21 protein-coding genes and 1 riboswitch are annotated in these 21,558 nt (G+C 62.4%); of the genes, 7 read left to right on the top strand and 14 right to left on the bottom strand.

What is annotated here, in order from left to right; all coding sequences use genetic code 11:
* The first annotated feature begins 107 nt into the window (after positions 1 to 107).
* A riboswitch (FMN riboswitch) is annotated at positions 108 to 274 on the top strand.
* An 8-nt stretch (positions 275 to 282) separates the two neighbouring features.
* From HMPREF1155_RS02260 to HMPREF1155_RS02245, 4 genes are read left to right on the top strand one after another with little or no spacing between them, the layout of a single operon-like run.
* A complete protein-coding gene (locus HMPREF1155_RS02260; RefSeq protein ID WP_009076833.1) occupies positions 283 to 873 on the top strand; it encodes an ECF transporter S component in 591 nt (196 codons plus the stop codon).
* Between the two features lie 52 nt (positions 874 to 925).
* Positions 926 to 2,872, top strand: coding sequence for an energy-coupling factor transporter ATPase (locus tag HMPREF1155_RS02255; protein WP_009076930.1), 1,947 nt, complete (start codon positions 926 to 928; stop codon positions 2,870 to 2,872).
* A complete protein-coding gene (locus HMPREF1155_RS02250; RefSeq protein WP_009077040.1) occupies positions 2,869 to 3,669 on the top strand; it encodes an energy-coupling factor transporter transmembrane protein EcfT in 801 nt (266 codons plus the stop codon). The genes HMPREF1155_RS02255 and HMPREF1155_RS02250 overlap by 4 nt, the downstream gene beginning before the upstream one ends.
* Positions 3,670 to 3,680: 11 nt before the next feature.
* Complete coding sequence (locus tag HMPREF1155_RS02245; protein ID WP_009076926.1) at positions 3,681 to 4,112, top strand: pyridoxamine 5'-phosphate oxidase family protein; 432 nt, start codon at positions 3,681 to 3,683, stop codon at positions 4,110 to 4,112.
* A 321-nt stretch (positions 4,113 to 4,433) separates the two neighbouring features.
* On the opposite strand, the gene HMPREF1155_RS02240 is transcribed toward HMPREF1155_RS02245, so the two are convergent.
* From HMPREF1155_RS02240 to HMPREF1155_RS02220, 5 genes are all read right to left on the bottom strand, one after another.
* Positions 4,434 to 4,763, bottom strand: coding sequence for a DUF1292 domain-containing protein (locus HMPREF1155_RS02240; protein ID WP_009076878.1), 330 nt, complete (start codon positions 4,761 to 4,763; stop codon positions 4,434 to 4,436).
* Positions 4,764 to 4,767: 4 nt separating this feature from the next.
* On the bottom strand, positions 4,768 to 7,416 hold the full coding sequence (locus HMPREF1155_RS02235) for a protein translocase subunit SecDF (RefSeq protein ID WP_009076796.1): 2,649 nt from the start codon (positions 7,414 to 7,416) through the stop codon (positions 4,768 to 4,770).
* 181 nt (positions 7,417 to 7,597) lie between these two features.
* Positions 7,598 to 8,746, bottom strand: a complete 1,149-nt coding sequence (gene tgt, locus HMPREF1155_RS02230) for a tRNA guanosine(34) transglycosylase Tgt (protein WP_039993194.1) — start codon at positions 8,744 to 8,746, stop codon at positions 7,598 to 7,600.
* Positions 8,747 to 8,845: 99 nt separating this feature from the next.
* Positions 8,846 to 9,925, bottom strand: a complete 1,080-nt coding sequence (queA, locus tag HMPREF1155_RS02225; protein WP_009076983.1) for a tRNA preQ1(34) S-adenosylmethionine ribosyltransferase-isomerase QueA — start codon at positions 9,923 to 9,925, stop codon at positions 8,846 to 8,848.
* Positions 9,912 to 10,637, bottom strand: a complete 726-nt coding sequence (locus HMPREF1155_RS02220; RefSeq protein WP_009076991.1) for an epoxyqueuosine reductase QueH — start codon at positions 10,635 to 10,637, stop codon at positions 9,912 to 9,914. Before HMPREF1155_RS02220 ends, queA begins: the two co-directional genes overlap by 14 nt.
* Between HMPREF1155_RS02220 and HMPREF1155_RS02215 the strand changes: the two genes are divergently transcribed.
* Together HMPREF1155_RS02215 and HMPREF1155_RS02210 are read left to right on the top strand one after the other, a co-directional pair.
* On the top strand, positions 10,531 to 11,865 hold the full coding sequence (locus HMPREF1155_RS02215; protein WP_369791714.1) for an HAD family hydrolase: 1,335 nt from the start codon (positions 10,531 to 10,533) through the stop codon (positions 11,863 to 11,865). The genes HMPREF1155_RS02220 and HMPREF1155_RS02215 overlap by 107 nt on opposite strands.
* Positions 11,866 to 12,059: 194 nt before the next feature.
* Positions 12,060 to 13,430 carry an ATP-binding protein gene (locus tag HMPREF1155_RS02210; RefSeq protein ID WP_009076828.1) on the top strand — a complete coding sequence of 457 codons (1,371 nt, stop codon included), beginning with the start codon at positions 12,060 to 12,062 and terminating at the stop codon, positions 13,428 to 13,430.
* A gap of 198 nt (positions 13,431 to 13,628) precedes the next feature.
* On the opposite strand, the gene HMPREF1155_RS02205 is transcribed toward HMPREF1155_RS02210, so the two are convergent.
* The 6 genes from HMPREF1155_RS02205 to HMPREF1155_RS02180 all read right to left on the bottom strand — a co-directional run bounded on the left by HMPREF1155_RS02205 (position 13,629) and on the right by HMPREF1155_RS02180 (position 18,013).
* Positions 13,629 to 13,832, bottom strand: a complete 204-nt coding sequence (locus tag HMPREF1155_RS02205) for a cold-shock protein (protein ID WP_009077005.1) — start codon at positions 13,830 to 13,832, stop codon at positions 13,629 to 13,631.
* Between the two features lie 324 nt (positions 13,833 to 14,156).
* A complete protein-coding gene (locus HMPREF1155_RS02200; RefSeq protein WP_006362066.1) occupies positions 14,157 to 14,597 on the bottom strand; it encodes a hypothetical protein in 441 nt (146 codons plus the stop codon).
* Positions 14,597 to 15,697, bottom strand: coding sequence for a Holliday junction branch migration DNA helicase RuvB (ruvB, locus tag HMPREF1155_RS02195; RefSeq protein ID WP_009076899.1), 1,101 nt, complete (start codon positions 15,695 to 15,697; stop codon positions 14,597 to 14,599). The genes HMPREF1155_RS02200 and ruvB overlap by 1 nt, the downstream gene beginning before the upstream one ends.
* Positions 15,698 to 15,976: 279 nt before the next feature.
* A complete protein-coding gene (gene ruvA / locus HMPREF1155_RS02190; protein WP_006362068.1) occupies positions 15,977 to 16,567 on the bottom strand; it encodes a Holliday junction branch migration protein RuvA in 591 nt (196 codons plus the stop codon).
* The gene (gene ruvC, locus HMPREF1155_RS02185; protein ID WP_050999252.1) at positions 16,564 to 17,115 is read right to left on the bottom strand and encodes a crossover junction endodeoxyribonuclease RuvC; all 552 of its coding nucleotides are present in this window, start codon (positions 17,113 to 17,115) and stop codon (positions 16,564 to 16,566) included. The genes ruvA and ruvC overlap by 4 nt, the downstream gene beginning before the upstream one ends.
* A gap of 100 nt (positions 17,116 to 17,215) precedes the next feature.
* Entirely contained in the window at positions 17,216 to 18,013 is a 798-nt protein-coding gene (locus HMPREF1155_RS02180) for a YebC/PmpR family DNA-binding transcriptional regulator (RefSeq protein ID WP_009076863.1), read from the bottom strand.
* 267 nt (positions 18,014 to 18,280) lie between these two features.
* On the opposite strand from HMPREF1155_RS02180, the gene hpf reads away from it, so the two are divergent.
* Complete coding sequence (gene hpf / locus HMPREF1155_RS02175; protein WP_009076884.1) at positions 18,281 to 18,841, top strand: ribosome hibernation-promoting factor, HPF/YfiA family; 561 nt, start codon at positions 18,281 to 18,283, stop codon at positions 18,839 to 18,841.
* 88 nt (positions 18,842 to 18,929) lie between these two features.
* Here the strand turns inward: hpf and HMPREF1155_RS02170 are convergent, their stop codons facing one another.
* The 3 genes from HMPREF1155_RS02170 to HMPREF1155_RS02160 form a co-directional block, all read right to left on the bottom strand.
* Positions 18,930 to 19,700 carry an amino acid ABC transporter ATP-binding protein gene (locus HMPREF1155_RS02170; protein WP_006362072.1) on the bottom strand — a complete coding sequence of 257 codons (771 nt, stop codon included), beginning with the start codon at positions 19,698 to 19,700 and terminating at the stop codon, positions 18,930 to 18,932.
* Positions 19,701 to 19,857: 157 nt separating this feature from the next.
* Complete coding sequence (locus HMPREF1155_RS02165) at positions 19,858 to 20,511, bottom strand: amino acid ABC transporter permease (RefSeq protein ID WP_009076911.1); 654 nt, start codon at positions 20,509 to 20,511, stop codon at positions 19,858 to 19,860.
* A gap of 120 nt (positions 20,512 to 20,631) precedes the next feature.
* Positions 20,632 to 21,468, bottom strand: a complete 837-nt coding sequence (locus HMPREF1155_RS02160; RefSeq protein WP_009076809.1) for a transporter substrate-binding domain-containing protein — start codon at positions 21,466 to 21,468, stop codon at positions 20,632 to 20,634.
* Positions 21,469 to 21,558 lie beyond the last annotated feature (90 nt).

Below are 21,558 nucleotides of genomic sequence, written 5' to 3'. Positions count from 1 at the left end.
GGAGAATCGCTCGTCGAGCTCGACGCGGCGACATCCGCCGCGACTACCCGTGCGCATCTCGGAAAAATGACGGCTAGGCAAGCCGACCGTACGGTGCTAGTATCGGGGCGCTGTTTCAGGGCGAGGTGAAATTCCTCACTGGCGGTAACGGGGAAGATCGGGCAGACGACCCGCCTCCGAAGTCCGCGACCCTCGGCTCGTTGGTTCGAGTCCCGAGGTTGACCCGGTGCGAATCCGGGACCAACGGTTAAAGTCCGGATGGAAGAGGCAGGTGATGCAATCATGTCCGAACAGTCTCGTATCGCGTCCATCAAGAACACCAACAGGTGGGACACCCGACAATTGGTGACGATGGGGCTCATGACCGCGCTCGCGGCGCTCCTCTCGTTCGTCCAGTTCCCGATCTTCCCCGGCGCGGACTTCCTCAAATACGACCCGTCGCTCGCGGCATCGATGGTCGTCGGATTCGCGTACGGTGCCGGTCCCGGCATGGTCGTCGCGCTGCTTGCAGCCACGATCCAAGGCCTGATCATGGGCAACTGGGTCGGTGCGCTCATGAACTACGTCGCGGCTCTCTGCTTCATTCTTCCCGCATCCCTCATCTACAAGCGCTTCCATACGTTCAAAGGCGCGATCGGAGGCCTGCTCGTCTCGATCGTCGTGGTGGTGGTCGGCAACTGCGCCTCCAACCTGACGCTCGGCGTGTGGTTCTTCTACGGATCGGCCGACGCCATCCTGCCGCTCATGCTGCCGGCCGTCATCCCGTTCAACATCATGAAGGCAGGTCTCAACTCCCTCTTGGCGCTCGCGGTGTACAAGACGGTATCGAACCTGATCACACCTAAGAAAGACCAGGTGAAGGGACGCGAATGAGGATCATGCCCGAACCCTCGGCCCGAAGCCTCGCCCTTGCAAGGAAGCGATCATGATCGACTGCACAGACGTCACATTCACCTACGACGGAACGGAGCATGCGCTCGACGGCGTCAGCCTGCATGTGGATGCCGGCGAATTCGTCTGCGTGCTCGGCGGGAATGGATCGGGCAAATCCACGCTCGCGAAGCACCTGAACGCGCTGCTCGTCCCCGATGAAGGCACGGTGCGCATCGACGGGCACGACACGTCCGATACGGACGCCACCTTCCTCATCCGTTCGACCGCGGGCATGGTGTTCCAGAATCCCGACGACCAGATCGTGGCGTCGCTCGTGGAGAACGACATCGCGTTCGGCCCCGAGAACCTCGGGGTCGCGCCTGCTGAAATCAGACGACGCGTGGGAGACGCCCTGGCCGAGGTCGGGCTCATCGGTTTCGAAGACCGCGAGACCACCGCGCTTTCCGGAGGACAGAAGCAGCGTGTCGCCATCGCCGGCGTGCTTGCCATGGATCCGAAGATCCTGATCCTGGACGAGGCGACCGCGATGCTCGATCCGCGCGGCCGCGCAGGGCTCATGCGCGTCTGCAAAGACCTCAACGCGCGCGGCATGACCATCGTCATGATCACCCATTTCATGGACGAGGCCGCCGAGGCCGACCGCATCGTCGTCATGAACCGAGGGCGCATCGTCGCGCAGGGCGCGCCCGAAGATATTCTGACCCAAGCGGATATGCTGGCCGAACTGAACCTGGAGATGCCGTTCGCGAGCACGCTTTCGCTCGACCTCGCGCGCCGCGGCATCGATGTCGGCATGCACGTGCATGCGCCTGAGCTCGAGTGCGCCCTTATAGATAGGGCGCACGCCGAAGGATGGTGCGAGAAAGCCGCCCGCATAAGCCAGCCTGCATCTTCCGATGCGGAGGGCGCCCCGATCGCCGCCGGCGTCGCCGCAGCCGACCTCCCTTCATCCACCGCTGCGCGCGAAAACGCGGCCCGCGAAGCCGACGCGGGCGCACCGGATGCGGCTGGCGAGGCTTCGACTGCCGCGGCCGAGACGGACGCCCTCGTCCGCATCGAAAACGTGTCGTTCACCTATATCGCCTCGAAACGCGCACGCGCGCAGATCGAACGGGAGATGCGCCATTCCTCCAAACCTGCGAAATGGGGCAACGACCCGTCCGAGACCTGGGCGCTGCGCGATATCGATCTGACCGTCGCGCCCGGGGAATTCTTCGGCATCGCGGGACATACCGGGTCGGGAAAATCAACGCTTATCCAGCACTTGAACGGCATCGTTCACCCGACGATCGGACGCGTGCTCGTGCACGGGCTCGACATCGCCGACAAGAGGAATGCACGCACCGTGCGCGGCGAGATCGGTGTCGTGTTCCAATATCCCGAGCACCAGCTCTTCGCGGCCACCGTGCATGACGACGTGGCCTTCGGCCCGCGCAACCTGGGACTGGACGCGGACGAAGTCGAGCGCCGCATCGTCGATGCGCTTGCGCGCGTCGGACTCGATGCGGCGGAAATCGGCACGGCGAGCCCGTTCGAGCTTTCCGGAGGACAGCAGCGCCGCGTCGCCTTCGCCGGCGTGCTGGCCATGCGACCGCATATGCTCGTGCTGGATGAGCCCGCCGCCGGGCTCGACCCGAAGGCGCGTGCGGAGTTCCTCGAGCTCATCCGCGCCTTCCACGACCAGGACGGGATGTCCGTCGTCATGGTCTCGCACAGCATGGACGATCTGGCGCGGCTCTGCGACCGCATCGCCGTGATGAACGAAGGGCGCCTGTTCGCCGTCGGCACGCCTGCCGAAATATTCCTGCGCGGCCCCGAACTCAAATCCATAGGCCTGGGCCGCCCTGCAGCCCAACGTCTTGCGGAAACCCTGCAAGCTCAAGGCCTGCCGCTCGATGCGGACGTGCTCTATGACGAACCGACGCTCGTGCGCGCCATCGCGGACGTGCGTGCGCGCGCGAAGGCGGGCACCCGATGAAGACCGCATTCTCCTTCGGAAGCCCCTATCCGGGAACGAGCTTCATCCATAGGCTCGACCCGCGCGCGAAGCTTCTGTTCGGCTGCATCTACATGGGAATCATCCTGGCAGCGCAGGACTTCGCGCAGCTCGGCGTCATCGCGGCATTCGGCGTGCTCATGTATGCGGTCTCGCGGATACCCGTCGGCAACGCCTTGAAATCGCTGGCGCCGCTGCTGGTCATCGCGCTGCTCGCCGCCGTGCTGAACCTCTTCACCGTGCAGACGGGAAGTCCGTTGGTCGACGTCGGATTCATCCACATCACGACCGGCGGGGCGCGGTCGTGCGCCTTCATCGCCTGCCGCATCACGCTCATGATGCTGGGAATGAGCCTTGTCACGATGACCACGATGACGCTCGATCTGACCGAAGGAATCGAGAAGATCCTCGGGCACTTCAAGCGCTTCGGCATGCCGGCGCACGAGATCGGCATGATCTTCGGCATCGCGCTGCGATTCCTGCCTCAATTCGCAACCGAATTCGTGCTGATCCGCCAGGCGCAGATCAGCCGCGGGGCAGACCTCGCAGGAAGCCCGGTCAAGGGCGTGCGCATGGTCTCTTCGCTGCTCATTCCCATGTTCACGAGCGTGTTCCGCCATGCCGAGACGCTCTCGGCCGCCATGGATGCACGCTGCTACCACGGAGCCGACGGGCGCACCGAGATGCATCCGCTCTCCTATTCGCGCCGCGACGCCCTGGCGCTTGCATGTCTGATCGCGCTCGGTATCGCCATCGGCGCCATGAACGTGCTGCGGTGAAAGGAGTCCTCATGGACGATCAAGGCATGCAGACCGTGCTCGACTATCTGACGCACGTCCCGGCATGGTATCTGGCAACGACCGACGAGCATGACGGCGGCCAGCCGCGCGTCCGGCCGTTCAGCTTCGCCGCCATCGAGAACGGCAGGCTCTGGTTCAGCACGTCCAAGGACAAAGACGTCTACCGCGAGCTTCTGGCCAATCCGAAGTTCGAACTGTGTTCCTGGTGGGTCGGGCATGGATGGCTCGTCATGTCAGGGGTGGCGGACATGACGGATGCCGTGAGCGACGAGGTGCGCACGGCGGGCTTCGAGCACATGGTCGCCCTCGGCGAAGGCCACGACTCCCCCGACGACGGCCGCCTGACCTACTTCAGCGTGAAGAGCGCACGCGCCCGCATCGACGACATCGACGGCTCGTCGCGCGAAATCGCGTGGGAATAAACCGAATGCGCGAGCGCATCGCGCCAGACGATCGTCCCTCGCACCAAGCACTTCCCGAGCAAGCCTTCCCGCTGTTTCTCCGGACGTAATTCAGCAACCGCCTCAGACGCGTCGTATGGGATGTCAGACAACGGTTCTCAGCTTTTCGGGTACGACTTTGCGGACATCGCCGAGATAGATTTCGTGATGATGCCCGGCTTCTTGGAAGGCAGATAGAGCTCCTTGCATTCCTTCTTGAAGTCGTACGCCATGCGACATCCCTTTCCCCTTATGAAGAAGGAAGGGACCGAGGCATGCCCTCGATCCCTTCCGCGCATCCGTTTATTCGAAACGGTAGATATCCTTCGTGGCTTCGACGAAATCCGCATAGACCTCGGCGAGAATGCCTTCGTCGCACACGAGTTCGAACTCGGACGGTTGGCCGTCTTCGTCGAAGGCGACGGCCTCGAGGATCATGACCTCGCCGGACGACTTGGCGGGATGGCCCTCGTCCACAGGGAAGAAGAACCCGTAGCTGCGCCCTTCGTGGATGAGCAGGCCCAGGAATTCGAGATCCATCGGATCGCCATGCTCGTCCTCGAACGAGAAGACCTGGCCCTCCTCGACGGGCGGCGCGAAGTTCGGAGCGCTCCCTTTGCGTGCCTCTGCCATAGGATTACCTGCCTTTCCTGCGGTAATGATGATTCGAGGTGCGCGAGGCGCCCTTGGAGGGGGACGTCTTGCCGGACGAGGCCTTCTTCGACCCTGCGCGCTTCGAGGGCGCGTCGGATCCGGCTGTTCCGGCCGCCTCGGTCGCGACAGCGACGGACGCAGGCGCGCCTTCGGTCGCAGCGGCAGACGCCGCGGCGTTCACGGCCGCCGCGATCTTCGCCGCCTCTTCGGGAAGACGGTTGAGCACGAAACGCTGGACCTCGTCGCCATGCTTCTTGCGCAGGCGTGCGAAGCGCTCTTCGGTCGTCTTCCAGACGGCATACAGCGGCGTGGCGATCGCATAGGACGAATACGCGCCGGCGACCAGGCCGATCGTCATGGCGAGCGCGAAGTCTTTCAGCGTCTCGCCGCCGAAGAGGAGCATCGCGACGACGGGGATGAGCGAGGTGATCGATGTGTTCATCGAACGCATCAGGACCTCGTTGATCGAATGGTTCGCCATGGACATGAAGGTGCACTTGATGGATTCGTCCTTCATGTTCTCGTTGATGCGGTGGAACACGACCACCGTGTCGTAGAGCGAATAGCCCAGGATCGTCAGGATGGCCGCAATGGTATTCGGCGTGACCTCGCGCCCGAGCAGGGCGTAGATGCCGAACACGAGGATCAGGTCGTGCAGCAGCGCCACGACGGCGGTGACGCCCATCTTGTAGTCGCGGAAGCGCAGCGAGATGTAGATGATGATGAGCACGAGCGAAACCAGGAAGGCGAGCACCGAGGCCTTGATGACCGACGTGCCCCAGTCGGGACCGATGGTCGTGACCTCGAAGCTGTCGGTCGACCAGCCGAACGAGCCGGCGACCTGGTTGGCGACGGCCGTGGCATCCTCGGCCGACGTGGTGGTGGTGCGCACGAGGAAGCCTTCGGCGCCATCGGCGGATGTCGTCTGGATGACGGCATCGCCCTCGCCCGCATCGGCGAACGCATCGCGCAGCTGCTCGGTGGTCACGTCGCCCGTGTCATGGAACGAAACCGAGGTGCCGCCCACGAATTCGATGCCGAATTCGATGCCGCGGATGCCGATGAGGCCCACGACCGCCACGATGGCGACGGCCGCAAGCGCGAGCGTGACCTTGCGGTACTTGAGGATCGCGAAGTCGCGCTTGATGAAGCGGCCGGGAATCTTATACCCCTCGGGCGCAACGGAGGACCCTTCGAAATACGGAGCCGCGTTCTCGCAGTCCTTCACGCCCCAGAAGCCCGGATGGCGCGCGATGAGGCGCGGCGCGAGCAGACGGATGATAGGCGCCTTGAACAGCAGCATCATGACGATGTCGCAGAAGATGCCGAGCGCGAGCGTCAACCCGAAGCCCTTGACCGACGCGGAAGCCAGGAAGAACAGCGTGAGCGCGGACACGAGCGTGACGAGGTCGGCGTCGATCGAGGTCAGAATGCCATGACGCACGCCGGTGATGGATGCGGCGCGCACGCTTCTGCCCATGCGGATCTCTTCGCGGAACCGCTCCAGCGTGAGGATCGACGAGTCGGCGGCCATGCCGATGGTGAGCACGATGCCTGCGATGCCGGCCAGCGACAGCGAGAACAGGCCGAGGCGCGAAAGCCCCGCGAGAATACCCAGGTAGAGCGCTGCGAACACGAGCATGGCGGCAGCGGTGATGAAGCCGAGCCCGCGATAGAACACAAGGAGGTACAGCATGACGAGCAGCAGGCCGACGGCAGCGACGAGCACGCCGGAATGCAGGGCGTCCTGACCGAGGGTCGGGCCGACGGTCTGCGCCTGCTCGAATTCGAAATCGATGGGCAGCGATCCGGACTCGAGCACGGTCTGCAGCGACTTCGCCTCGTCGAGCGTGTAGTTGCCGGTGATGGACACCCTGCCGTCGGGAATCGCCGACTGGACGGCCGGCGCGCTCTGCACCACGCCGTCGAGGATGATGACGATCTTGCCCTTGGTAGGCGCGAGGTCGGTGGACGCCTCGGCGAAGGCCTTGCCGCCTTCGCTGTTCAAAGCGAGGTTGACCGCATAGTCCGCAGACGTTTCGCTTGCGCGGTCGACCGTGATGCGCTCGATGTCGTCGCCCGTGACGATGGGCGTGTAGGTGCCCGGCTCGACGGTCATGCCCGCAAGCTCGCTTTCGCCGGTCGGCAGCGTGGTGCCGTACGCGTCGGTCGCGGTCTTCTGCGTCATGTATTCGCCGGCATCGATCTTCTTGGCCACATCGGCGTCGGTGAAGGAGTCGAGGCGCGCGAACTCGAGCTTGCCGGTCTTGCCGATCGTGTTGAGGGCCTCCTGGGTGTCGGAGATGCCCGGGATCTGCACGAGGATCTGGTTATCGCCCTGAAGCTGGACGACCGCCTCGGACGCGCCGAGGGCGTTCACACGGCTTTCGATGATGGAACGCGACTTCTCCATATCGTCCGACGAGACATCGGAACCATCGGTGCTGTTCGCGCTCAAGACGACCGACAGGCCGCCCTGGATGTCGAGGCCTTGGTTGATGCGGTCTTGGGGCGGCATGAACAGGAAGATGGAGCCGAGGACCAGAACGATCGTGGCGATGAGCAGCCATAGGTTGCGACGGGCGGGAGCGCTTTGGGCGCTGCGGTTCTTAGACGATGAGATATCGCTCATATCTGCTTCTAACTCCTCGCTATGAGCTGTAAGACGGTTTCCCTGCACGCCGCGATCGAAAAACCGCGGCGAACTTTACGAGTATACCAGTAAAAAACGACGTGCCGCCCGACCCTCGGCAGCCATTCTCCGCTGAACCGATAGCCGTTCGCGGCCGCCCGCCGACTGTTGCGCGATCGGATCAGTAGTCGTTCGCGGCCGGAGAGGCCATCCAAGCGCGATAGAACTCCTCGTAGATTCCGTCAAGGATCGCTTCGCGTGCGCGACCCATCAAGCTGATCAGGAAATGCAGGTTGTGGACGGACAACAGGATTCCGCCGAGCATCTCTTTCTGCATGACGAGATGCCGCAGGTAGGCGCGCGTGTACTGCCGGCAGACCGGACAGTCGCAGGCATGATCGAGCGACGTGAAGTCGCGCTTGTATTTGGCGTTGCGCATGTTCATACGGCCTTGGCTGGAAAACGCCGTGCCCATGCGTCCCGTGCGCGTCGGCAGCACGCAGTCGAACATATCCACGCCCTCGCGCACGGCGCGCACGAGGGTCGTCGGGTTGCCGACGCCCATCAGGTAGCGCGGGCGGTCATCGGGCAGCGCGCGCGTGACCTGGCCGAGCGTTTCGAACATCACGTCGTGGGGCTCGCCGACGGAATATCCGCCGATGCCGAAACCCTGGAAGCCCCGGCCGCCCGACGAACGGCTTTCCGCATCGATCTCGAGCAGGCGACGCACGCTTTCAAGACGCAGGTCGAGGTGCATGCCCCCTTGCACGATGGCAAAGAGCGCCTGGTCGATGCGCGAATGAGCGTCGCAGCAGCGCTTCGCCCATTCCCACGAGAGCGCAGTCGACGCCGCGACGTCCTCTTTCTCGCACGGGTAGCCGATGCACTGGTCGAGCTGCATGCAGATATCGGCGCCGATGCGCTGCTGGATGTCCATGTTGGATTCGGGCGTCCAGCGATGCGCGCTGCCGTCGTAGTCGCGCGCGTGGAACGTGACGCCGTCCGCGTCGGTCTTCATCATGTGGTCGAGGCTGAACAGCTGGAAGCCGCCCGAATCGGTGAGCATCGGCCCGTCGTAGTTCATGAACCGCTGGATCCCGCCGGCCTCTTCCACGACGTCGACGCCGGGACGCATGTAGAGGTGGTACGTGTTCGCGAGCACGACCTGGCTGTTCAGGGCATGCAGCTGGTCGGGCGTGATGCCCTTGACCGTAGCATGCGTGCCCACCGGCATGAACATCGGCGTGCGCACCGTGCCGTGCGCCGTTTCGAACGAAAGCGCACGGGCGGCGCCGCAGGACGCTTCCACCGTGACGTCGAAAAGCGACATCGATCCTCCTCTGATCTTCTTGATGCACCCCGATCGTCCTGCTCGGACCATGCGAAATGCGATGCGGTGACCGACCGGAAAGGCGTGCCGACGCGCGCCCTAGATGAACAGCATGGCATCGCCGAACGACAGCATGCGGTAGCCGGATTCGATGGCGTGCCGATAGGCCGCACGCACGTTTTCGCACGTGGAAAAGGCGCTGACCAGCATCATGAGCGTGGAGCGCGGCACGTGGAAGTTCGTGATGAGACCGTCCACGACGCCGAATTCGAAGCCAGGAAGAATATAGAGGGACGTCGCCTCATGGTCACGCGCGCGCAGGCGGCCCGCCTCGCGGTCAAATGCGCTTTCGAGCGACCGGACGCTCGTCGTGCCCACGGCGAAGACGCGCCCGCCGCGCGCATGGCAGGCATCGCACGCATCCACGACCTCCTGCGATACCGTGTAATGCTCGGTGTGCATCGTGTGCTGCGTCGGATCGTCCTCGTCCACGATGCGGAAGGTGTCGAGCCCGACCTCGAGCTCGACGGTCTTCCATGCGACGCCCTTGGCGCGCAGGCGTTCGATGAGCTCGGGCGTGAAGTGGAGCCCGGCCGTCGGGGCGGCGGCGCTCTTCTCGTCGTGGGAATAGACGGTCTGGTACATCTCCTCGTCGCCGGCGTAGTGCTTGATGTAGGGCGGCAACGGCGTGCGCCCGACGGCATGCAGCGCCTCGTCGAGCGAGGAGCGTTCGGTGGAGAGGCGCGCGATGCGCTCCCCCTTACCGCCTTCCAAGCCCCAGTCGATGATCTCGGCGGAAAGCGCCACGGCCCCTTCGCCGTCGACGAAATCCACGATGGCGCCCGGCTTCAGGCGTTTGCCGGGACGCACGAGCACGTCCCATACGGCCGATGCGTCGGCCTTGGGCTCCACGTCGAAGCGCTCGCGCAGAAGGAAGACCTCGGCTTCGCCGCCCGTCGTGCGCTTGCGTCCCAGAAGGCGCGCCGGCATGACGCGCGTGCTATTGGCGACCAGCAGGTCGCCGGGGTTCAGATAGCCTTCGATATCGCGGAAGATGCGGTCGGCGAGCGCGCCGGTCTCGCGGTCCATGACCAGCAGCCTGCAGGCGTCGCGCACGGGCGCGGGTTCCTGCGCGATGCAGCGTTCAGGCAGGTCGTAATCGAAATCATCGGTTCGCATGCGTCTTCTTGTACTCCTTCAGCGCGGCCCTCTGGCGCGCGCGGCGCGAGGCGTATTCCTGCTTCTCCGCCCGCCTGGCCGCCAGTTCCCGTTCCTTCTGCGCCTTGATCGGCGCGAGGCGTATCTCGCGCTCGGCCTTCGCGCGGGCACGCTCCGCCGCGCGCATGGCGCGTTCGTCGTCGGCCTCCACCTTGGAAAAGCCGCAGCCGCAGTAGTCCTGGCGATACATGCCCATCTCGCGGCTGCGGCGCGTGGCCTCCGCGTAGTTCTCGCGATAGTCGTGGAACACCGGCGCGAGTCCGTGCGCAGCGCACACGTCGGCGAGCTCTTCGCCGATGACGGCCGTGTATTGGTACGGGCTCACGGTCAGCGTGGTGGCGAGCCCGTCGAATCCGTGCGCGGCCGCATAGGCGGCGGCTTCTTCCAGGCGCAGCCGATAGCAGGCGCGGCAGCGGTCGGGACGCGTTTCGGAGCTCGGGCCGTACGATCCGACGCGCGTCGCCCACGCATGCGCGTCATAGAAGCCTTCGAGGACTTCGATTCCCTGATCCCGCGCGAATGCGAGCAACGTCTCCAACCGATGGTCGTATTCGGTTTTCGGCTGGATGTTGGAATTCATGTACGCGATGGAGATCTTATGCCCCTCTTCGAGGAGCAGACGCAGGGGCTCGAGGGTGCAGGGGCCGCAGCATGCGTGCAGAAGAAGCTTCATGACCTGGCCTCGCCTTCCTGATTCGAATCTGTGGATGCCGCAATGGGCGGTTGTGCGTTTCTTCCCCGCGATCGCACGGGCGCGCCCCGCCTGTCCGAGAGACGGCCGGCGCCATGCCTCGATTCGGCTTTTCGCAGGTCGTCTTCGTCCGCTCAACCTAGATATGGTATCACGCGATACGGGACGGCCGACACCTTCGCGCACACATCTAGAGAATTGCCGCACATGGATGCATGGCGGGTGCGGCATCCGGCGAGGAGTCCTATGCTCGAGGAAACGATGGGCACGAGATTGGATGCATATGAACGACATCGCGAGAGAACAAGCCACGGTTTCCGCGGCACCTACGGATCCTGCGGCTTCTGCGGCTTCTGCGACATCTACGGCACCTGCGGCTTCTGCGGCTTCGAATGCTACCCCTGCAGCTTCTGTCCACTCGAATCCTGTGCATGCACCCTCCGCCTCTGCGAGCGCGGACTGCACGAGTCCGACCCGGTCGACCTCGACCTATTCGACGGTTTTCTTCGATCTGGACGGAACGCTGCTCCCGATGGAGCTCGACGAATTCCTCGGCGGATACGCCCAAGCCTTGGGCGCGTTTTTCGGGCGCAAGGGACTTGATGCGAAATCGCTGGTCGAAGATATATTCGCGTCGACGGGCGATATGGGGCGTTCGGGGACGGACGTGCTGAACACCGATGCGTTCTGGAAGGCGTTCGAGGCCCGCGGACACGCACGCGTGGATTTCGAACCGCTGCTCGAGGAATACTACCTGCATGGATTCGACGCCCTGGGTGCGAACGTCGCACTGAACCCGCGCATCGTCGCCGCCGTGAAAACCTTGAAAGACAAGGGCTATCGCCTGGCCGTCACCACGATGCCGCTCTTCCCGCTGCCGGCCGTCGAAGCCCGCGTGAGGTGGGCGGGGCTTGATCCCGACGACTTCGAGTTCATGACGACCTACGACACGGCGCACGCCGTGAAGCCGCAGCTCGCGTTCTACGCCGAGGCGCTCGAACGCGCCGGCGCCCAAGCGCGCGAGGTGCTCATGGTCGGCAATAACACGCTTGAAGACGGCATTGCGACGAAGCTTGGATGCGATCTGTTCCTCATCGAGGATTTCCTGATCGAACGCGAGGGCGGCGTGCGCCTCGACGACGTGAAGCACGGGTCGTCCGCCGACTTCCTGGCCTTCTGCGAGCGCTTGGGCGAAGCGAAGCGGTCGTAGGCGCATCTTGCCGTTGCTATAGCATCGTCTGCCGGCATGTCGCTCATCACGTCTGAAAGTCTCCCGCATCGGCAGGATGCTCATCGGGGAAAACCCTCCTGCTCGCATGCTATGATGCATATATTGGTAGCGATTGTTACAATATATGTCCTATAATGTAAGAGATTCTATCATTAATATGAGACGAGGGCAAAATGTCGGGATTCGATATCGACGTTACCATCCGTATGCTTCTCGAGGACTTCCATACGACCGTTCTGCCTGCGCATGCTTCAAGACTCGTAAACCGCGACTTGTCGTTGGGGGCCATCGATGCTCCGGAAGCAGGAAATCTTGTGAAAGTAATCGTGGGCATGCGGCGCTCGGGAAAGACCTACCGTCTATTCCAGGAAATTCTTCGACTTGAGGAAGAAGGGATTTCCGAAAACCGTATCTGCTACTTCAACTTCGACGATGATCGTTTGCGCCCTTATCCATCCGATGCGATCGATCGCGTGCTCGAAATATTCTTCGAACTCAATCCGATCGCGCGCGAGCAAGGCGCGTATCTTTTTTTCGATGAGGTGCAGGATGTTCCTGGCTGGGACATAACCGCTCGAAGAATCGTCGATACGGAAAAAGCAACGATGTTCGTAACCGGGTCGTCTTCCCGTCTGCTCTCTTCGGATGTAGCGACGGAGTTCAGGGGGCGCTCCGTGACGTATGAGCTGCTGCCGTTCAGTTTTCGAGAGCGGGTGCGATGCGACGACATCGGGATCCGCGGCGAATCGCCCTTGGGCAAGGTCGAGGTGTCGAAAGCTAAATCCGCATGGCGATCCTATCTTGTGCAGGGCGGCTTTCCCGCCTCAATGGGAAGATCCGATGACGAAAGAGTATCCCTTCTTCAATCCTATGTTCAGATGACCGTTGCCCGCGATGCCATAGAGCGTCATCGATTCTCCAATCCATCGTTCGTGGCGAACCTTGCTCGTATAGCCGTGTCCTCGAGCGGCAGGGATTTCTCCATCTCGCGCATAGATGGATGGGGCAAATCGCTCGGATACTCCCCTGGTCGCGCCGCCATAGCGGAAATGGTGGATGCCCTAGAGGATGCCCATCTGGTATTCGGCGTCTTCCAGTTCACCCATTCGGTCCATCGTCTTCGAAAAGGCGGGTACAAGCTGTATGCAGTGGATCCCGGAGCCATGATCGCGATGGCTCCGGCAACGACCGATGGCCTTACGCGTGCATTGGAAACGGCAGTGTACCTGGAGCTCAGACGGCGCTTTGCCGTCAGGCGGCTTTCATCGATTTCCATGTTGAAGCTCGCAAGCGGCAGGGAAGTCGACTTCGTCGTCGGAGACGAGGCCTTCGGCCAAGCGTATGAGCTATACCAGGTGTGCTACTCGATGCGGGATGACGCCACGCGGAAACGTGAGTTCGCCGCGCTCGAAGAGGCAATGCAGCGTTTCGGGCTTGACTGCGGCTGGGTGATAACCATGGATGAAGAGGGCGATTTCGCAAGGGAGGCAGGAACCGTTCACGTAGTCCCCGCTTGGAAATGGGCGTTGCAAGGCGCCCGATAGCGTGCAGCTTCCGAAGTGGACCGCTTGCTTGATGCTTGATGCATGCTCCGATGCTGGCGCAAGCGATGGCTGCGTGATCGTTTCAGCCCCTATTTCAGTCCCGAAAAACGGGAATGCCGCCCCAAGACGTCCGGGACGACATTCCTGATCGGCGGCGTGTGCCGTCGATCAACATCTATGATGGTCGCGTAAGAAGACTTACAGAGGAGAGACGTTGCTCGCCTGGAGCTTGCCGTTAGAGCCGGTCGTGACCTCGAACTGAACGCGAGCGCCCTCTTCGAGGGTCTTGTAACCGTCCATCTTGATCTCAGAGAAATGAACGAAGAGATCTTCGCCATCCGCCTGAGAGATGAACCCGTAGCCCTTCTCGGGGCTGAACCATTTGACGGTACCTTCTGCCATCTTCGGCCTCTTTCTCTTCCCGTCTCCGAGAAGCATTCAATGTGGCTTGACGCCATTCTTACCTCTACGCCGCCACACAAGAGATGCCTCAAAGCGACCACATGCTGCAACGGACGTCTATACGGATTCGATTATCCTTGAAGACCTCGCGCAATCCAGCGATGCGGATGACGAAAGGCTCATCCGCGCTCGTAAGCGGCACTATGAACTATACCCCAGTTTTCGCCGCGCACACGGGCGATATCGAGTCTGCAGGAAAGTTTTTCGTTCCGGACGATCGAATGGGGCATACGGGACGATGCGGCCTACGGAAACGAGACGCGCCTATCTTTCGAGATCGGCTTCCTCGATGCCGTCGGCGCGGAGCATGTCGCGCATCTGAGATTCGAGATCTTCCACGGGCAGGGCCTCGTGATCGATGCGGTCGATATCGAAGGCGTCGGCCAAGGCGTCGGATTGCCGGCGACGAAGGTCGGCGATTGAACCCTTCCCGGCCTCGTCCAGATACGTCGCTTCAAGAGACAGTGACCGCACAAGGTATTCCACGACGCGCGGATCGGTGCCGGATACCGATGCGATCGAGGCGAAGCTCGTCGGCTCAAGCCCCAGCATCACGTTGGCATCCATGTCGATGGCTTCGGACATCGCATTCTCGAGCGCCTCGGCGGCTTCGTCGGGGCGGCGCTTGTTGCCCTCTTCCATGGCGCGCGTGACGGCCTGGAAGAACTGGATGAGCATGCGCATCAGGTAGTCTTGCTGAAGCATCAGGACCTCTTGATTCCCATGTGCTCGTACGCGCGATCGGTGGCCAGACGGCCTTTGGGCGTACGAATGATCAGACCTTGCTGGATAAGGAACGGCTCGTAGACGTCTTCCACCGTATCCTGATCCTCGGACAGGGCGGACGCCAACGTGGAAAGCCCCACGGCGCGGCCTCCGAACGAAACGCAGAGCAGTTCGAGGATGCGGTTGTCCAGAGCATCGAGCCCGAGGGAGTCGACCTCGAAGAAGCTTAAGGCCTGCGCCGCCACGTCTTCGTCGATGATGCCCGTCCCCCGTACCTGCGCCCAATCGCGCACTCGTTTGAGCAGGCGGTTCGCAAGTCGCGGCGTCCCTCGGCTGCGGCGGGCGATTTCAATGGCGCCGTCGGCGTCGATAGGGACGTCCAGAATGCCGGCGGAGCGCGCGACGATATCGCTCAGCTCCTCGGGCGTGTAGTAGTTCAGGCGAAACGCGATGCCGAAACGATCGCGCAGCGGGCCCGTCAGAAGCCCGGTGCGCGTCGTGGCGCCGACAAGCGTGAAGCGCGGAAGATCCAGCCTGATGCTGCGGGCCGCAGGACCCTTCCCCACGACGATATCGAGCACGTAATCTTCAAGTGCGGGGTAGAGCACCTCTTCGACCTGGCGATTCAGTCGATGGATCTCGTCGATGAAGAGCACATCGCCGTCTTCGAGGTTGGTGAGGATGGCCGCAAGATCCCCTGGACGGGCGATGGCAGGGCCGCTTGTCGTGCGGATATTGGCATCCAGCTCATTGGCGACCACGGTTGCAAGCGTCGTCTTGCCGAGGCCCGGAGGTCCGCTGAACAAGACATGATCCATGCATTCGCCCCGTTGGCGCGCAGCCTGAATCAGAATGGAAAGGCTTTCCTTGATGCGCGTCTGCCCCAGATAGTCGATCAGGCGCTTCGGGCGAAGGGAGCGGTCGAGGGCAAGGTCGTCTTCGGTCAGCTCAGGCGCGACGACGCGAGGACCGGAGGCGGACGCGTCGGCGCGTGAAGCCGAGGAAGCGCCTTGGCCAGACGCCTCGAACAGCAGGCCCTCTATGCCTTCGGCGAATCCCCTGTCGTCCGATGCAACCACAGCGCGAACCCTTCCTCACCTTGTCCATCATCATCTATCCGCACGGTACCCCGCATGGAGCGAGCGTCGCCGTCGCGCGGACCCGAAACCACGATTCGATCGAAACGAACCGCCGCCCGACGCTCTCCGAACGCCGCGCCGCATGCGTCGACGCGCCCAAGCGCCTCATGCGATCGCCCAAGCAGAACCGATCTACCGGAGCCTCGCGTCGCACGCTTCGGTGCACCCAAGCGCCCAGGGCCCCGATGCCGAAAACCTCTGCGTTCGGGCGCCGATCGCCTAATCGCCCAGGCGACGCAGCGCATATTGTAGCAAGGCGCTGTCCGTGACGAGCGTTTCCGGGGCATCCTTGAGCGCGACATCGGCCTCGGCGGACGTGAACCCCATAGCGAGCAGGGCTTCTTTCGCACCTTGCAAACGAGCCGCCTGCTCCCCGGCCTTCGTCGAGAACAGGTCGTCCACCGATGCATCGGCAAGGGAGCCTTTCAGCTCCAGAATGATGCGCTGGGCCATCTTCTTCCCGATTCCAGGAACTTTGGACACGGCCGCCGCATCTCCGGAAAGCACCGCAGCGATGAATTCCGAGGCCTTGAACGTGGAAAGAGCCGCCAGCGCGATCTTGGGGCCGACGCTTGAGACCCCGATGAGCTTTTCGAAGAGCGATTTGGATTCCAGGGACAGGAAACCGTAGAGCGTCATGGCGTCTTCACGCACGGCGAAATACGTATGGATGAGCACGCGCTCCCCCGTCGGAGGCAGACGGGAAAGATCGTTCGCGGACATGCCGACCGCGAACCCCACGCCTCCCACATCGACGAAGGCGGTGCTCTGGTTCTTTCCGGCGACGACGCCGTTCAGGAATGCGATCATCGGAAACGACCCTTCTCAACGTAGGGAAGCTCATGCGTGACGAAGCAAATGGCCGCAGCAAGCGCATCGGCCGCATGGTCGGGGCGGGGAGGCTCGGGCAATGAGAGCAGCTGTTGAACCATATATTCCACCTGGTCTTTCTCCGCGCTGCCTTCGCCCGTCACGGCCTTCTTGATCTGCGAAGGAGAGAACTCCCCCACCTTCGCATCGAACCGCGCGACGGCCGCGAGCGCAGCGCCGCGCGCCTGTCCCGTGGCGAACGCGCTCTGCACGTTGGCACCGAACCAGACCGTTTCGATACCGAGGCAGTTCGGTTCGTAGCGCTGCACGATAAGGGCCATCTGGTCGTATATCTTGCGAAGGCGCTGGGAGAGGTCGGTATTCGGCGACGTCGAGATGCAACCGTACGCGAGGCAGGCGAGATGCCCGCCCGTCTGGCGAACGATTCCCCAGCCCGTGTTCGCAAGGCCCGGATCTATCCCGAGAATCACGCGGGACGCGCAATCCGTCACGAACAAGCCTCCTTTCTCCGAACGAATATCAAACATTTGTTCGCTATACTACCATACCGACGGCGAGCGCGCGCACGAAAAAGCGGCGGACGATAGCTCGCCCGCCGCCTTGCGCCATATCGAATCTGCGCAGCCGTTACTCCTCGTCAAGAGCTGCGGCGACTTCATCGGTGATGTCCATCGTGTGATAGACGTTCTGAAGGTCTTCGAGCTCTTCGAGCCTGTCGATGAGGCGCATGACCTTCTTGGCATCGGCGACGCCGACCTCGGCGGGGTTCTGCGGAATCATCGTGAGCTCGGCGCCCTTCGTTTCGATGCCGGCTTCGTTCAGGGCGTTCTTGACGGCCATGAGCTCGGTCGGCGCGGTATAGACGATCCATTCCTCGCCCGCGTCCTCGTAGTCCTGCCCGCCCGCTTCGGCGACGGCCATCATGAACTCGTCTTCGTCGACGGCGTTTTCCTTGTCGGCGACCTTCTTCTCTTCGCTCTTGATGATCTTGTCGACCATGATCTGGCCCTTGCGATCGAACTGGAACGCGACGGAGCCGGGAGTGCCCAGGTTGCCGCCCGCATGGCGGAATGCGGCGGACACATCGGCAGCGGTGCGATTGCGGTTATCGGTCAGGGCTTCGCAAAGAATGGCGACGCCGGCCGGACCGTAGCCTTCGTAGGTCAGGGTCTCGTAGGTCGCGGCATCCTTGCCGGTGCCGAACGCCTTGTCGATGGCGGTCTTGATCTTGTCCTTGGGCAGCGAATAGCCCTTGGCCTTGTCGATGGCGGCGGCGAGAGACGCGTTGTTCTCAGGGTTCGGGTCGCCGCCTTCCTTCGCGGCAACGGTGATGTTGCGGGAAAGCTTGCTGAACAAGGCCGAGCGCTTCGCGTCCTGCGCGGCCTTACGATGCTTGGTGGTAGCCCACTTGGAATGCCCTGACATATTCGCCTCTTCCTATGCATGCAGATAGAGCCTGGAAATAACCGACATAAGATGGTACCACACTTGCGTCGGCTCATTTATCAGGAGCTATCCGCACCATACCACGTTCACGCAGCGCGTCCTCAGGAACGCACGCCTCTTGACTGACGCTGGAGAGATGCCGGGAAGCTCTCGGGCAGATATCGGACGGACAACTGAACCCGCGCCCCGCGGCGACGGAGTGGTACCATGGTTTCAGTAAGACATCCGAAAGAAAGGATGGAGCCTATGAACATCAAGGTCACCGGTCGTCGCATCACCGTCACCGATTCTCTGCGCGACTACGCGATCGAGAAAATCGGCAACTCGATGAAGGTCCTCGACGATTATTCGATCGAAGCCGAAGTCATACTCCGTATTGAGAAATCCCATGTCGTTCCCTGCATCTGCGAAGTAACCCTGCGCCCGAAGGGCCATGTCATCCGCGTCGAAGAGCGCGACACCGACATGTACGCCGCCATCGATATCGCCGCCGCCAAGGTCGTGCGCCAGCTGCGCAAGTACAAGACCCGCGTGATCGACCACCGCATGCGCGAGACGCTGAAGGGCGCCGAAGGCACGCCCGTCGAACCGACCGATTTCGACAAGCTCATGGAAGAGCTTTCGGATGACGAGATCGTCCGCGTGAAGGAAGTCGAATACTCGCCGATGACCGAAGAGGAGGCGCTCATCCAGATCGATCTTCTGGGCCACGACTTCTTCGTCTACACCGACCGCGACAGCAACGACGTGCAGGTGGTCTATCGCCGCAGCAACGGCGGCTACGGCATGCTGAAGCCGAAGGAATGACAAGACCGGCGTTTTCCGCACCTTGCACCACCGAAGAGGCCCGCGCCATGCGGGCCTCTTCTTTCAGGGGCCGGCGACGCCGGATCGCCTATTCGCTCAAACGCGAGAGGAACGCCTTGGTGCGTTCATGTTTCGGATTGTTGATCAGATCTTCGGACGCGCCTTCTTCGACGATGACGCCGCCGTCCATGAACACGATGCGATCGGCCACATCGCGGGCGAACTGCATCTCGTGCGTGACGATGACCATCGTCATCTTCTCGGCCGCAAGGTTCTTGATGACCTTGAGCACCTCGCCCGTGAGCTCCGGATCGAGCGCGCTCGTCGGTTCGTCGAAGAACACGATGTCGGGATCCATGCAGAGGGCGCGCGCGATGCTGACGCGCTGCTGCTGGCCTCCCGAAAGCTCGCAGGGAACCTTGGATTCGCTGCCCTGAAGCCCCATCTTCGCGATGAGCTCGCGCGCATGCGCCTCGACCTCCGCCCGATCGCGCTTGAGCACGTGAATCGGCGCGTCGGAGATGTTCTTCATGACCGTGTAGTGGGGAAACAGGTTGTAATTCTGGAAGACCAGACCGAAACGAGACTTCGCCTGCTTCAAGACGTCCTTGCCCGCATACGAGGCGCGTCCGTCGCGCGTGACGGCCACCTCGAGGTCGCCGTAGGAAAGCTCGCCCGAATCGAACGTTTCGAGCAGCGTCGCGCAACGCAGAAGCGTCGACTTGCCGCCGCCCGACGGGCCGATGATGGCAACGACCTCGCCGTTTTCGACGTCGATCGAGATGTCCTTCAGAACCTCGACGCCGCCGAAGCTCTTCTTGACATGTCCAAGATGCAGGACCGGGCGATTCTCAGGCATTACGGTGCTCCTTTACGCTTCAAGACGAAAGACGGGCTCGCCGTCCTTATCCGACAAGCCCCATGCGCGGCCGGCACGGGCGACGAACCGCATCCGCCGCGCCGACGCGACGCATCGGCGATCCGTAGCCGTCAGGCCGGCACGCCGATCGCGCGGGCTAGTCGTGGTAGTAGTCGAGCTTCTTTTCGATGCGTCCCATGACGAATTCGATGATCAGGCAGAAGGCCCAGTAGAACGCCGCGGCGAACGCGAACGGGAGCATGTTGACCTGAGAGGCCGCGATAGCCTTCGCCGAGGAGAACATCTCCATGACGCCTATGGAGAACGCGAGCGACGTGTCTTTCACCAGCGTGACGACCTCGTTGCCCATTGCGGGAAGGATACGCTTGATGACCTGGGGAAGCACGATCATCATGAACGTTTGGACGCGCGAATAGCCCAAGACCGCGGCCGCCTCGTACTGGCCGCGCGGAACGGACTGGATGCCGCTGCGATAGATTTCCGCGAAATACGCCGCGTAGTTGACGACAAACGCGACGATGGTGGCCGTGAACTTCGAACCTGGGGAAAGCTCGATGCCGAAGACGTAGTACGGCGCGAAGTAGATGGCGAACATCTGCAGCATCAGCGGGGTGCCGCGCATGATGGAGATGTAGAACTTCGTGATCCAGGAAATCGGCTTGATCCTGCTCATGCGCGCAAGCGCGACCACGATGCCGAGCGGCAGCGATCCGATCAGCGTCAGGAAGAATATCTCAAGCGTTATGACGAAGCCCTGCCCAAGTATGGACAGCATGGTCGAAATCGCCATGGACGCCCCTTTCCCTCGAATTCCAAGTCGCGCTGCAATGCGCGCGCCGCGTCCGCGCCCGAACGCACGAATCGCGGGCGACGCATCGCCGCCCGCGATTCTACCGTATCGGTGCCGTGCCTACTTCAGCGTCCAGTTCTCATAGGAAATGCCATATTCGGCATATTTGTCGCAGAGCGCCTTGACCGTGCCGTCGGCGTTCATTTCGCGCAGCGTTTCGGTGACGGCGTCGGCGAGCTCCGTGTTGCCCTTGGCGAAACCGACCGCGTAGTGCTCGTCGGACAGCGTATCCTTGAGCACCGCGTATGCGCCGGGATTCGCGGACATCTGATACTCGGCGATGGAGAGGTCGCAGGCCACAGCGTCGCACGCGCCGCTCTGAAGATCCATGAACGCGGCATTGTAGTCGCTGACCTGGTTCACGGCGCCGCCGGCGAAGGAGGCGTTCAGATCGGCCTTGGCGCCCTGCAGAACCTCGAGGGCGGAGGAATCGACCTGGGTCACGACCGTCTTGCCCGCAAGCGCGTCAAGCGTGCCGTATTCGGAGGCCTTATCGGCTTTCACGACTACGACCTGGCCATTCAGCATATATGGCTCGGAAAACGTATAGCTCTTCTCACGGCCTTCCTTCGTGAACCCGTTCCATAGGCACGTGACAGCGCCGCCGTTGAGCTCGGCGTCCTTCGCATCCCAGTTAACCGGCTGGGCCTTGAAGTTCCAGCCGTTGCGCGCGCAGACCTCTTTGGCGAGCTCGAGATCGAAGCCCGTGTACTGGCCGTCGTCGCCGACGAACCCGTAGGGCGGGTATTCCTGGTCGAACCCGACGATGAAGTCCATGCCTTCGGTCGGCCCGACGGCGACCGAAGCGTTTTCCGCCTTCGAGCCGCATCCTGACAGCGCGAAAAGCGCGAGCGCGAGCGTCGTGGCGCACGCGACGATCCAAGTGATCCTCTTCATTGCATCCTCCATGCGATAGTGGTCCCTGCACCACGCGTGAGCTTGCCTTCTTCAATGCTCTAGCGTGCTAAAGTGCGGCAAGTATACCAT

It is taken from the genome of Slackia sp. CM382 (genome assembly GCF_000293015.1).
Lineage (GTDB): Bacteria > Actinomycetota > Coriobacteriia > Coriobacteriales > Eggerthellaceae > Slackia > Slackia exigua.
The sequence above is the reverse complement of the archived record's forward strand: the minus strand, read 5'-3'. Positions and strand labels throughout refer to the sequence as shown.

Coding starts and splice junctions, on each gene's coding strand:
- HMPREF1155_RS02260 (WP_009076833.1), top strand. CDS start 283: ATGTCCGAACAGTCTCGTATCGCGTCCATCAAGAACACCAACAGGTGG.
- HMPREF1155_RS02255 (WP_009076930.1), top strand. CDS start 926: ATGATCGACTGCACAGACGTCACATTCACCTACGACGGAACGGAGCAT.
- HMPREF1155_RS02250 (WP_009077040.1), top strand. CDS start 2,869: ATGAAGACCGCATTCTCCTTCGGAAGCCCCTATCCGGGAACGAGCTTC.
- HMPREF1155_RS02245 (WP_009076926.1), top strand. CDS start 3,681: ATGGACGATCAAGGCATGCAGACCGTGCTCGACTATCTGACGCACGTC.
- HMPREF1155_RS02240 (WP_009076878.1), bottom strand. CDS start 4,763: ATGGCAGAGGCACGCAAAGGGAGCGCTCCGAACTTCGCGCCGCCCGTC.
- HMPREF1155_RS02235 (WP_009076796.1), bottom strand. CDS start 7,416: ATGAGCGATATCTCATCGTCTAAGAACCGCAGCGCCCAAAGCGCTCCC.
- tgt (WP_039993194.1), bottom strand. CDS start 8,746: ATGTCGCTTTTCGACGTCACGGTGGAAGCGTCCTGCGGCGCCGCCCGT.
- queA (WP_009076983.1), bottom strand. CDS start 9,925: ATGCGAACCGATGATTTCGATTACGACCTGCCTGAACGCTGCATCGCG.
- HMPREF1155_RS02215 (WP_369791714.1), top strand. CDS start 10,531: ATGTTGGAATTCATGTACGCGATGGAGATCTTATGCCCCTCTTCGAGG.
- HMPREF1155_RS02220 (WP_009076991.1), bottom strand. CDS start 10,637: ATGAAGCTTCTTCTGCACGCATGCTGCGGCCCCTGCACCCTCGAGCCC.
- HMPREF1155_RS02210 (WP_009076828.1), top strand. CDS start 12,060: ATGTCGGGATTCGATATCGACGTTACCATCCGTATGCTTCTCGAGGAC.
- HMPREF1155_RS02205 (WP_009077005.1), bottom strand. CDS start 13,832: ATGGCAGAAGGTACCGTCAAATGGTTCAGCCCCGAGAAGGGCTACGGG.
- HMPREF1155_RS02200 (WP_006362066.1), bottom strand. CDS start 14,597: ATGCTTCAGCAAGACTACCTGATGCGCATGCTCATCCAGTTCTTCCAG.
- ruvA (WP_006362068.1), bottom strand. CDS start 16,567: ATGATCGCATTCCTGAACGGCGTCGTCGCCGGAAAGAACCAGAGCACC.
- ruvC (WP_050999252.1), bottom strand. CDS start 17,115: ATGTTTGATATTCGTTCGGAGAAAGGAGGCTTGTTCGTGACGGATTGC.
- HMPREF1155_RS02180 (WP_009076863.1), bottom strand. CDS start 18,013: ATGTCAGGGCATTCCAAGTGGGCTACCACCAAGCATCGTAAGGCCGCG.
- hpf (WP_009076884.1), top strand. CDS start 18,281: ATGAACATCAAGGTCACCGGTCGTCGCATCACCGTCACCGATTCTCTG.
- HMPREF1155_RS02170 (WP_006362072.1), bottom strand. CDS start 19,700: ATGCCTGAGAATCGCCCGGTCCTGCATCTTGGACATGTCAAGAAGAGC.
- HMPREF1155_RS02165 (WP_009076911.1), bottom strand. CDS start 20,511: ATGGCGATTTCGACCATGCTGTCCATACTTGGGCAGGGCTTCGTCATA.
- HMPREF1155_RS02160 (WP_009076809.1), bottom strand. CDS start 21,468: ATGAAGAGGATCACTTGGATCGTCGCGTGCGCCACGACGCTCGCGCTC.